Annotated in this window: 10 protein-coding genes; 4 read left to right on the plus strand and 6 right to left on the minus strand. The window is 47.6% G+C overall.

What is annotated here, in order from left to right; all coding sequences use genetic code 11:
- Positions 1–760: OmpA family protein (locus KDD36_04695; protein MCB0395924.1), on the plus strand; the 760-nt coding region annotated here is incomplete at its 5' end.
- Positions 761–1,110: 350 nt separating this feature from the next.
- The gene (locus tag KDD36_04700) at positions 1,111–3,594 is read left to right on the plus strand and encodes a bifunctional UDP-N-acetylmuramoyl-tripeptide:D-alanyl-D-alanine ligase/alanine racemase (GenBank protein MCB0395925.1); all 2,484 of its coding nucleotides are present in this window, start codon (positions 1,111–1,113) and stop codon (positions 3,592–3,594) included.
- Between the two features lie 20 nt (positions 3,595–3,614).
- Here KDD36_04700 and meaB read toward each other — a convergent pair whose 3' ends face one another.
- Positions 3,615–4,538, minus strand: a complete 924-nt coding sequence (gene meaB / locus KDD36_04705; GenBank protein ID MCB0395926.1) for a methylmalonyl Co-A mutase-associated GTPase MeaB — start codon at positions 4,536–4,538, stop codon at positions 3,615–3,617.
- A 488-nt stretch (positions 4,539–5,026) separates the two neighbouring features.
- On the opposite strand from meaB, the gene KDD36_04710 reads away from it, so the two are divergent.
- On the plus strand, positions 5,027–5,782 hold the full coding sequence (locus KDD36_04710) for a glycosyltransferase family 2 protein (protein ID MCB0395927.1): 756 nt from the start codon (positions 5,027–5,029) through the stop codon (positions 5,780–5,782).
- Positions 5,760–6,935, plus strand: coding sequence for a glycosyltransferase (locus KDD36_04715; protein ID MCB0395928.1), 1,176 nt, complete (start codon positions 5,760–5,762; stop codon positions 6,933–6,935). The genes KDD36_04710 and KDD36_04715 overlap by 23 nt, the downstream gene beginning before the upstream one ends.
- Here KDD36_04715 and KDD36_04720 read toward each other — a convergent pair.
- The 5 genes from KDD36_04720 to KDD36_04740 form a co-directional block, all read right to left on the minus strand.
- Entirely contained in the window at positions 6,859–8,469 is a 1,611-nt protein-coding gene (locus KDD36_04720) for an O-antigen ligase family protein (protein ID MCB0395929.1), read from the minus strand. The genes KDD36_04715 and KDD36_04720 overlap by 77 nt on opposite strands.
- Before the next feature lie 33 nt (positions 8,470–8,502).
- A complete protein-coding gene (locus KDD36_04725; GenBank protein MCB0395930.1) occupies positions 8,503–10,191 on the minus strand; it encodes a PDZ domain-containing protein in 1,689 nt (562 codons plus the stop codon).
- 18 nt (positions 10,192–10,209) lie between these two features.
- The gene (rnpA, locus tag KDD36_04730; GenBank protein MCB0395931.1) at positions 10,210–10,596 is read right to left on the minus strand and encodes a ribonuclease P protein component; all 387 of its coding nucleotides are present in this window, start codon (positions 10,594–10,596) and stop codon (positions 10,210–10,212) included.
- Positions 10,597–10,674: 78 nt separating this feature from the next.
- A complete protein-coding gene (locus tag KDD36_04735; protein MCB0395932.1) occupies positions 10,675–11,418 on the minus strand; it encodes a uroporphyrinogen-III synthase in 744 nt (247 codons plus the stop codon).
- 44 nt (positions 11,419–11,462) lie between these two features.
- On the minus strand, positions 11,463–12,287 hold the full coding sequence (locus KDD36_04740) for a DUF4271 domain-containing protein (protein ID MCB0395933.1): 825 nt from the start codon (positions 12,285–12,287) through the stop codon (positions 11,463–11,465).
- Between the last annotated feature and the right edge of the window lie 7 nt (positions 12,288–12,294).

The following is a 12,294-nucleotide window of genomic DNA, read 5'->3' on the forward strand; positions in this document are numbered from 1 at the left end:
CGTGCACGTGGCAATCACGGGTAAGGTCTTCGAAGTAGAAGACAGCAGCAAGGTGGGATCAATGGAAGAAATGATCGACTTCCACTCGAAAAGCCAGGAGGACGACATGAAATACAAACCGCTGGCCAGCGCAACGGTCTCCCTCTACCTTATAGACAAGGACAACCCGGAAGAACCTCTTCTTATAAAAACTGATACCACGGGAGATGCCGGAGAATACTTCCTGATGATGGAACGTGGAAATAACTACCAGGTCGTTATCAACAAAGAAGGTTACTTTAACCGGAGTTTTGACCTATCCACACATAATATAAACCGATCGGACACCATACAACGTAATGCCGGGGTCGCACCCATCCCACCCGAGCCGATCATCATTAAAAATATTTATTATCCCTTCGATAAATACTACCTCACCGACTCTGCAAAGACCACCATCGATACCACGATCTATGTGATCATGAAAGAAAACCCCAACATCATTGCAGAGATCAGTTCGCATACGGACAGTCACGGAACCGATAAATACAACGAACGCTTGTCTCAGAAAAGAGCCGAAAGCGTAGTGAAATATCTTATTGAAAAAGGGATTAAGGAAAGCCGCCTGGTGGCCAAAGGATACGGCGAATCCAAGCCCATTGCCCCTAACGAAAAGGAAGATGGCAGTGATGATCCGGAGGGAAGGGCAAAAAACCGAAGGACCGAATTCAAGGTCATCGGTCGCATCGACAACATTTCCGGTATCATCTACGAAGATTAGTTTTAACACTTTGACCACTTAAATGGTCACTTAGTATAAGACGTGAATTTATACTTGAGAGATTCCTCGCTGCGCTTCGGGATGACAGTATTCATAGGGCTAACGGAAAGGCAAAAGTGCGCGGCTTACATTTTTATATTTCGACGATTCGGTTGCGCACTTTCGCCTTTCTTACCATTTAGATAAAACGGTTTTGTCATCCCGAAGCGCAGCGAGGGATCTATAAAAAAGCAAATAAGCCATTGACACAAATGAGTCCTTTGAATATTAAAGTTAGTGCGGAAGTGCCAATGTATCCTGCTATGGTTACAAATGCATAACCGCATTCTTTTATCTTTGATCAACACCCCATGAGTATTGAGGATGGATATGAAATGACGCAGATTGCGGACTGGCTTCAGGGGGAAGCATCACTTAAAATCCCCGGCCGGATCCGATACCTGATGACGGACAGCCGGAAAGGGGCTGACCTGTCTCACTCGCTTTTTTTTGCACTGAAGGGCAGCGCACATGACGGACACGGATTTATCCCTGAGCTGTTTGGAAAAGGGTACCGTCATTTTGTGGTGGAACATATGCCGGACGATCAACGTCTGCTTGATCAGGCGAACTTTATTCGGGTTCCGGATACCATGGCAGCCCTTCAGAAGCTGGCCAAACGTCACCGCGACCAATTTTCCTGTCCCGTTATCGGAATCACCGGCAGCAATGGAAAAACGATTGTGAAAGAATGGCTTTATCAATTGATGCAGGAAGACAAGGCCATTGTGCGAAGTCCACGAAGCTATAATTCACAACTTGGCGTTGCCCTATCGGTATGGATGATGGCGCCCCAGGATGAGCTGGCGATCTTTGAAGCAGGCATCTCACAACCAGGTGAGATGCAGGCCCTGTCCCGTATGATCGCGCCAACCATCGGACTGATCACCAACATCGGACACGCGCACGACGAGCATTTCAAGGACCATATCCAGAAAACCACCGAAAAGCTTAAACTCTTTCATGGATGTAAATCCCTCATCTATTGCAGGGATCATTCCCTGATTCATGAACAGGTGATGGCGGACCCGGCATTGAAAGAGGTCATATTGCTGACCTGGTCGCGTGTCACCAAAGCCGATCTGATCATCGGAAAAACAAAACAGGACGGGCCGTCAACATCTATCCAGGCAACCTACCACAATAAATTCATCAATATCACCATACCTTTTACCGACGAGGCATCCGTTGAGAATGCCATTCACTGTTGGCTGGTGATGCTGCATCTGGGATATGATCCCGAAACCATTAACAACCGGATGCGGTTTTTGAATGCGGTAGCCATGCGGCTGGAGTTAAAAGAAGGAATTCACCAATGTTCGGTGATCAACGACTTCTACAATTCCGATCTGGAATCCCTGACCATTGCCCTGGATTTCCTGAACCAGCAGCAACAACATGCCAAACGCACGGTTATCCTTTCAGACCTGCTGCAGAGTGGTTTGGGAAAAGAGCAGTTGTATAGGGAAATCGCACAACGCCTGGAAAGAAGGCAGGTTGATCGCCTGATCGGAGTCGGGCCGGATATTTCCAGCCAGTCCGGACTGTTCAAAGGAGAAAAACAATTTTATCCGGATACGGATGCTTTCCTCGCCGCATTACCTGGTCTGCCATTCCATGAAGAAACCATCCTGTTGAAGGGAGCGAGAAGCTTCGGCTTTGAACGGATCAGCCGCCTGTTGCAGCAAAAAGCCCATGATACTGTGCTGGAGGTGAACCTGGGGGCTTTGATACGCAATCTGAATATTTTCCGCAGCAAGCTGGAACCGGGTACCCGGATCATGGCCATGGTGAAAGCTTTCTCATACGGCAGTGGCACTTACGAAGTAGCCAACGCCTTGCAATTCCACCGGGTGGATTACCTGGCAGTGGCATACGCTGACGAAGGCATGGCCCTGCGCAAGGCCGGGATCACTTTACCTATCATGGTCATGAGTCCGCAACCGGCCTCGTTCGATACCATGTTCATGCATACGCTGGAAGCGGAGATCTACAGTTTATCAATGCTCGATACTTTTATCGAAGCGGCACAAAGACGACATCCCGATCTGACCACCAGAGTACCCATCCACATCAAGATAGACACGGGCATGCACCGTCTGGGTTTTCTCGAGGAAGAGCTGAACCAGATGATTGTGAAGATCAGAAACAGCCGCATCCTTCAGATCAAATCCATCTTCACCCACCTGGCAGCCAGTGACGAACCGGTTCACGACGATTTTTCGCACGAGCAGATACAGCGCTTCAAACGTTGCGCCGATGCCGTGCAGCCTCATTTCGCCTATCCTATCATGCGGCACGTCCTGAACACTTCCGGCATTCAACGCTTTCCGGAAGCACAATTTGACATGGTACGGTTGGGGATCGGTTTATACGGACTGACCCCTGTGGGCGGCCTTGACCTTCATCCGGCGGGAACATTAAAAACCACGATAACACAGATCAAGAAGGTTCAACCGGGAGATAGCATCGGTTACGGACGAACGGACAGGGCAGAAAAACCAATGGACATCGCCACCGTTCCAATAGGATATGCAGACGGCTACAACCGGCGTTTGGGAAACGGCCGCTGCCATATGCTGGTGAACGGAAAGCCTGCACCCACCATCGGAAACATTTGCATGGACATGTGTATGCTTGACGTTACCGGGATGATTGCGCGTGAAGGCGATGAGGTTATTGCATTCGGCGATGGCTTGCCCATCAGCATACTCGCACAAGCCGCAGAAACAATCCCGTATGAAATCCTTGCAGCGATCTCCCAACGGGTGAAACGCGTTTACTATCAGGAATAATTAAAACTGATCCGGCCGGATCAGTGCGTATCGTTAATATACCCCCACTTGCGCAGTTCCGCGTAAAGGTTGACGGGACCTTTCTGAAGCCCTTCCAGAATACGTTGTTCAAGTTGGGCTTTGTCTACATCGTTCATCCTGGATACCTGAATCAGATTCCAGGCTTTCTCGGTATACAAGGCCGCTTTACGGACATCATGCGAGGAGAGGTGGGCATGATGATCATTTATTGCACCCACCAGATCCTCCACACCATCTCCTTTCATGGCGACCGTTTTGACAACAGGTGGTTGCCACGCATCATGATAACGTTCGCCGGTCATGGTCACCAGGTTCTTGACCCATTCCTCGGCGCCGGGACGATCCGCCTTATTCACTACAAAAATATCCGCGATCTCCATCACACCCGATTTAAGCGTTTGTATCTCATCGCCCGCTTCAGGCACAAGTACAAGTACGGTGGTATCCGCCAAACCAGCGATCTCTACTTCAGACTGACCCACACCAACCGTTTCTATAAGGATATAATCAAACGGGTATCCACGCATTACATCCACCACTTCCATCGTCTTTGCAGATAACCCTCCCAGCGAACGGCGGCTGGCAAGTGAACGGATAAAGACCAGGTCATTCTCAAAATGCTCGGACATACGTATCCTATCGCCGAGTAGTGCTCCCATATTAAAGGGTGACGACGGATCAATGGCTACAACCCCTATCCTCTTTCCGGCACCGGTAAGCTGCTTCACCACCTCATTAATAAGGGTGCTCTTCCCAGCTCCCGGAGGACCGGTGAAACCAACCACCGGTACATTCCGGTCCAGTGAAAGAGAACGAAGGATCATATCAGCCGCGTCCCCGTCATTCTCAACAACGGAAATCGCCCTGGCCAGTGCTTTGGGTTCTCCCCCGGAAATTCCCTTTAATAATTGTACAGCATCCATGTAGTACAAAGTAAGTATAAAAGTAGATAGTAGGTAGTCCTTAGTAGTTAACGCGTTGACCACTTTCCAAGATATACTGATTTGTCTTATTTTCAGATTTGGATATCCCTTGTTGTACATCGGGATGACAAGGTTACCATGCGTAATGGTTAGAATGATAAGAGTGCTTGAATGCCGTCATTCCTAAGTAAGGTGAATTTCGGTGGTTAGGCGAAGGTTGCACCTTCGTCTGTCTATCCCGTAGCTTTAAGCTACTTGCTTCATCTTACCTTACAGTGCTGGTAGCTAAGGACGAATTCTCAGTAGAAAATACCAAAGCGGAACGCTTTGAAGATAATAGGACGAAGGTGCACCTGTCCCGGTATCGCAATGATCCGGGAACCTTCGCCCAACGCCTCGGTATTACGTTTACAGACTCAATATAATTTCCCATGCAAAGTGGTCAACGCCTTAGTAGTTAGACACGGGATTCCTACCTTTGCGCCACTATGGCCATGATATCGGCTGCTATCATCACATTTAACGAAGAGCGCAACATAGGTCGCTGCATCGATTCCCTGCAGGGAGTGGCTGATGAGATCATTGTGGTGGATTCATATTCCACAGATGATACGGAAGCCATATGCAAAGAGCGTGGTGTGACATTTGTACAACATAAATTCGAAGGCCATATCGAGCAGAAAAACTATGCGGTAACCCAAACGAATTACGAATATATTCTTTCGCTGGATGCTGATGAGGCGCTCTCCGATACCCTGAAAGCATCCATTCTACACGAGAAAAATACCATGCAACAGGATGTGTATGCCATGAACCGTCTGACCAATTATTGCGGACAATGGATTAAACATGGCGGATGGTACCCCGACACAAAGATCCGGTTATTCAAAAAAGGTTCCGGAACATGGGGCGGTGTGAACCCCCACGATAAAATTCTGGTGCAACCCGGATCACATATGGGAAAATTAAAAGGAGACCTGCTTCACTTTTCCTTTTATACCGTAGCACAACACAAGGAACAGGCAAGGAAGTTCGCTTCCATTGCCGCACATGCCATGCACAAGCAAGGAAGAAAGGCTGGCTGGTGGTCCATATTCATTCACCCTCCCGCTAAATTTATCCGAAATTATTTTTTGAAAGCCGGTTTTCTCGATGGGTACAACGGTCTGCGGATATGCCTGATATCTTCTCTCACCACCTACCGTAAATACAAAATGCTCTATGCGCTCAGCAAGGAAGCCTGATATCCGGAGTGGTACACGCACACTCAACATTCTGCATGTTTCCACGGCTTCATCATGGAGAGGCGGAGAGCAGCAACTGGCATATCTCGTAGGTGAACTGGAACAACAAGAGTACATCACACAAACGGTGGTATGTGCCAAAGGCTCTGCGCTCGAGCAACACTGCAACCGTATGTCCATCCCGCATGTTGCATTAAAAAAGAGAAGCTCGGTGGATTGGGGTTTTGCATTCCAGCTGAGTCGTCTCTGCAGATCGTTGAACATATCCATCATGCATTGTCATGATGCCCATGCGCACAGCTTTGCTGTCTGGTCTGCCACCCTTTTCCGAAACCCCGTACCCATTGTGATCAGCCGGAGGGTAGATTTCAGGATCCGCAGAGGCTTCTTCTCCTCCTTCAAGTACAACCACAAATCCATATGTGGTATCCTGTGTGTATCTGAAAAGATCCGAAGCATCATCTCACCGAGAATCAAAGACAAAACCAAACTGTTCACCGTTTATTCGGGCATTGATCTGACCAGATTTGATACAAAGCCTGTACAGAACAAGCTCCGGCAACAGTTCAACATTCCGGATGATGAGTTCATGATCGCCAACGTGGCAGCCCTGGCTCCGCACAAGGACTATTTTACATTCATTGACACCGTGGAAGTGCTTCAATCCAGAGACATCAAAGCGCATTACTTCATCATCGGAGAGGGAAAATTAAGGGAGAACATCCAGGAGTATATTGAGCACAAGGCATTGGAACATGTGATTACCCTGACAGGTTTCCGGGAAGACATACCGCTTATCCTACCGGGCATAGATGTATTTCTCATAACCTCTTCGACCGAGGGCCTGGGCACTTCAATTCTGGATGCTTTCGCCTGTGACGTTCCTGTTGTGGCCACCCGCGCCGGTGGTATTCCGGAGATTGTTATCGATAATCAAACCGGGTTGTCCGCACCGGTAGGAGATGCGGAAGCATTGGCAGAACAGGTGATCCGTATGCTGCAAGAGCCCGGGCTGCGGCAAAGCATGGTGGGTGCAGCCCGAAAACACCTTCAGAACTTCAGCCGTGAAGCAACTGCTAAACGGACGCTGGAAGTGTACCGGAAGATTTGCTGGCCCGACGGTCTCCACGACCAAACAACAGAAGCGAATTAAAAAAAGCGAAGAATGTCAACCCCACCTGATTTTCCAGGGTGTCCTCGTTGATCATGGAAATCAGGACAATCGTAAAGAAAGACAGATAAAGGGCGGGGTGCGGAATGCGGCCGGATATCCACGGATAGCAGAGGGAGAAGACAAAAACAAGCAGACCAAAGACACAAATGCTCACGGCCACCGAAATAAACTGATTGTGGGATCTTGACAATCTCCATTGCGGGGAAAGCGGGGAATCCATGAGGTCATATGCCTCTTTGAATGCCACATCCACATCACCGGTACCCACACCAAACCAGGGATGACCAGCTATGATATAACCAGCTGTTCTCCATATCTCCAACCTTAACGAAACCGAATGCCCTCCCGGGTTACCGGTACTGCGGTAGCGATCCAGTTCCCAACATATTTGTTCAACACGCGCCGTGATCATATCCGCCTCCATGTATCGGGCATTGGCTATCCCATTCTCAATGGCCCTGATCTCATCATCGGAAAGGGCCATAAGTCCATCCCTGTCTTTTTTCAATCCCTTTGAGGTTAAGAATCGGATAAGGGTGTTAGACAACCGGTTGCCTTTCTTGTCACTACCGTCTATCCCAATGCCCGATCTTTCTTCCCATGCTTCCTTGAGTTCTTCCCATGCCACGTGGCGATATACAAGGTAGCCGGACTCGGTTGTCGGATCATGCGGCTGATGAACATATCGGTTTCCGTAAGGGGTGAGGACCTCCATCTTAAGGGGAATGCGGCTCTTGATGCGCAGATTGTAATTACGAACAATATTGGCAATCAGAAGTGCAGGTATAACCGGGAGCAAATAAAGCAGAAAAAGGTATATCCGACGCCCAGCCAGTGTGCGGTTATTCTGAACATGCAACAAAAGCATCAACCAACCCACCACACCGGCGATCACAATACCTGTCATGGCTTTCAATAAAAAGAGGAACCATAAGAAATATGCCATCAGTATCATGTACACCCAACGCCTGGAAGCGCGATCCCTGATGTGCATCCAGGCCAGAAAGAACACAGCAAGACACACCATCAGACTGAACCGGATATGAGAAATGAATATGGAAATGTCTCTGTTATCCACCACGGAGATCGGGGTGAGGTTCGCTTTTACCACAACACTTACCAGTGTGGCTGTAAAGACGGCAGCCACAAACATGCGGAGTATTCGAATGAATTCCGTTTCGGTTAAAGGATCGGTGGTAGCGATGATAAGGGGCAGGATCAGCAACGGAAGTTTGATACGGAGATCTTCCCAGGCATAAGGGAAATCCTGCGTATGAATCAATCCGATAACATAAGCGACATACACGGAAACCATGATCAGCGCCAGCGGATCACCGAAGAAGCGACCCTTGATGTGACGCCAGTTCCCAGCCACCATCCAGTTGGCCAGAAGAATAATTTGTGACAGACTAATCAGGAAAAGGGAAAACGGCAGTCCGACCGCAAGCAAGACCAAACCAAAGAAATGAACGTTCCGGTGAGAAAGATACCCGCTCGGGGATTTTTCATTCATGCGGCTGAGGTGCTGAAGTATTGACCGGAACGGCTAGTTTTTCGGTTCAACGGTATTCTCGGCGGAAGCTACGGTAAGCAACGCTTTGTATTGCACCTGATCTTTCAATACTTCCTGGGCTTTCAATACCTCTTTATCCATGGTCAGACTTTTCTTGATCTTGCCCTTCTGATACCCGAAACGGTTTGACAGTTCCAATTCCAGAAGTTCTACGATCTGTTCCTTGTATGTTTTGAGGTCGGTGGTCTTGTCGTGCATCATCTTTTCCTTGAGCGCGAGATACTCACTCTCGAAGGAATCAAAGTACTTTTCCTGCTCAGCTGCCTCTTTCAGGTCATCAAGAAGACTTTCACTTTGGGTGGTATAATCATAATCCTTACCCTTCAGATAAGCAATGAACTCTTCATACGCCGCATCATCAATATCGTAGTTTGTATTATTTGCGACTTCAGGATGTTCGATGATGTAATCCGTGATAAAGTTAAAGATGTGCAGCTTCCCGTAGAGGCTTGCCGCGATCTTGCTAATCGGTTCTGGCGTCATCTGGATATCAGGGAGCACGCCACCTCCGTCTTTCACGGTTCTTCCATTGGCAGTCATAAAATCGGTCATCAGGGAATCCGGAACCTTGCCCACACTTCCATCTTCATTTCTGTTGGAGTAATCCAGTGCCTGGATGCATCTGCCACTGGGGATATAATATTTGGCGGTGGTTACTTTCAACTGGGTATTGTAGGTAAGCGGGCGGGTTGTTTGTACCAGTCCTTTTCCAAAAGTGCGTTGACCGATGACCACCCCACGATCCAGGTCCTGCAAGGTACCGCTGACAATCTCTGATGCGGATGCGGAGCCTCTGCTCACCAGAACTGCAACCGGTATTTCAGTATCTACCGGAAGATTCAGGGCACGGTATTCCTTTTCCCATTCTTTCACCTTGCCTTTTGTACTGACCACAAGCTGGCCTTTATCCACAAAAATGTTTACGATGTCTATGGCCTCATTCAGAAGACCACCCGGGTTTCCTCGAAGATCAAATACGATGGAAGTAGCGTTCTGATCCTTCAGTGCCAGCAGTGCATCTTTCACTTCACCAGCAGCATTTCTGGTAAAGCCGTTGAGTTTGATGTATCCGACTTCGTTATCCAGCATTCCGTAGTATGGAACACTGTTAATCTTGATCTCTTCACGCACCAGTTGAATGTCCAGAAGCTTCTTTTCTCCCGGGCGTTCGATGCGAATGTTCACCGTGGTACCGGGTTCACCTTTTAGCACTTTACTTACGTCCTGCGTATCCTTTCCTTTGGCAGGTTTGCCATCGATATCCACAATTTTATCACCTGCCTTCAGGCCCGCTTTGTGTGCGGGAAATGTTTCATAAGGTTCTGCAATGACGACATAATCGCCGTCTTTTCGTATCACTGCCCCGATACCCCCGTACTGTCCGGTCGTCATAAAACGATAATCCTCCATTTCGGACTCAGGAATAAAATTCGTGTACGGATCGAGGGATTCCAGCATTGAGTCGATGGCCTTCTTAATCAGATCACCCGGATTGGCTTCATCGACGTAATAGATATTCAGTTCTTTGAAAAGCGTTACGAAGATTTCAAGGTTCTTGGAAACCTCGAAATAGTTTTCTGAAAAGCCGAGGGACAGGAATGAGGCACTTCCTATACCCAGGACGGCAACCAGAACGATCAGTTTTCTTTTTATGTTTTTCATGCCTTTGCGCTATGTCTTCTATGGAGATATCTCTTTATTCAAACGAAGCAATAATTCCTTTAGTTTGTCTTCGATAACCTGATATGATACGATCTGCGTATCTGTAAAGATAATCATCAGGTTTACGCTTTGTCCAGTCTCTGAAGCGGAAAGTTTCAACAGTCCTTTGTTTCTTCTGAAGGCTTCCCGGATACGTCGCTTGAGAACATTGCGATCCACGGCTCTCTTAAAGTGACGTTTCGGAACAGACACCGCCATTTGTACGAAGGCCAATTGCTTTTGTTCCAATGGCTTCCATAAGATTCTCAATGGTTTGCCATGGATGGTCCTGCCGGAATCGAAAAGTTCGGCAATGCTTTTTCTGCTTTTAAGCCTTTGCTTCTTATTTAATGACGCCGTTTTCAATGACCTGTTGCATCCCGGTTTCTGTAATGAAACGGAAATGTACCACAGAACGACTGAATGCCCAAGTAATCCTATGGATTATTTGCGGCTCTTCTTAAGAAACTGTTCAATGGCCATGGACATGGAAGGAGCCTGTGGGGAAGGGGCTTCCACATCCAGTCTTAGTTTGGCTTCACGAACCGCCTTGGCAGTAGTGGGACCAAAGGCAGCGATCTTGGTTGTGTTTTGTTTGAACTTCGGAAAGTTCTGCAGAAGGGATTTCAAACCTGACGGACTGAAGAACACAAGCATATCATAGTTCAGCGAGGACAGGTCAGAAAGATCACTGCATACGGTTCTGTAAATGATCGCCTTGCTGTATTTGATCCCTGCCTCATCCAGCATCTCCGGAATTTCTTGCTTATGGATATCGGAGCATGGAAGAAGGAACTTCTCATCCTTATGCTTTTTGATGATCTCCATCAAATCTTTGAACGTCTGACTTCCATAGAATATCTTACGTTTTCTATATACCACATACTTCTGCAGATAAAAAGCCGTGGATTCGGATATGCAAAAATACTTCATGGTATCCGGGATCGGTGTCCTCAGATCCTTGGCGATGCGAAAGAAATGATCGACCGCATTACGGCTGGTGAAGATGACCGCCGTATGGTCAAGCATATTGATTCTTTCTTTCCGGAATTCTTTGGCATCGACTGCTTCGACGTGAATGAAGGGTCGGAAATCCACTTCAACTTTACAACGTTTGGCCAGTTCATGGTAAGGAGACTTATCCCCTTCCGGTTTCGGCTGTGAAATCAAAATTCTGTTGACACTCATACCTTATCTTTGATGGACGCGAATTCAGCCCGGGGCGTCATTTATCAATTAGAACTGACGAACAGTTTTAATATAACGACCAAAGGCAAAATTTCAAGCGTGCAAAGATAAAGAATCATATGCAATCTGGAAAATCCTGCTGCCGTACCCACCACTTGATAACCCCTGATCAAGCGAAAAGCAAATAGCAGTGTGGCGACCAACAATCCTATGTATATCAGCAATTTGTCTATCCCTGCCGGCATATACACCAGCAATACCAACAGAGGTAATAAAAAAATGCCTAACCACTTAAGCCAGAGGAACGAATTAAACAGGTAATCAGAGGCCACCTTATTCAATTCAAAAACAAATCCGCTGGCCTTGACCACAGCTGCTTTGACCAGGTACAATGCGGATATGATAAGAAGCAGTTCACCGAAGCCCATCAATCCGGTGCTTCTTCCGGGATATCCGGCGTGAACCACATTCATAGCGCGATCAATAAACAAGGTCAGGCTAAGTATGAAAAGGACATTTAAGAAAACCGCGGCCCTTTTCATCAACAGGTTCTCATCCAGCATGGTCTGGTTAGACGGTTTATTGGCGATAAACGACTTAACCAGAAACTGAATGCCTCTGAAATGAAAAATACGTATCCATGCCACGATGGTGAACATGATCAGAAGTAACGGAAATATCCAGTCTTCCCGGTTATGGAGAATCGGCTGGGGCTCCCTATTGTCTGCAGGCAACAAATGACTCCCATAAGCCTTGCGCATCTCAGGAGACAAAACATGGTTACTTTCCGGTTGGTTTTCGGCTTGCATACCCAGAAATGCCGCACCACCGAACCATTCATAAATAACCGAATCTTTGGTATCCTGCACTTTTCCT

It is taken from the genome of Flavobacteriales bacterium (assembly GCA_020435415.1).
Taxonomy (GTDB): domain Bacteria; phylum Bacteroidota; class Bacteroidia; order JACJYZ01; family JACJYZ01; genus JACJYZ01.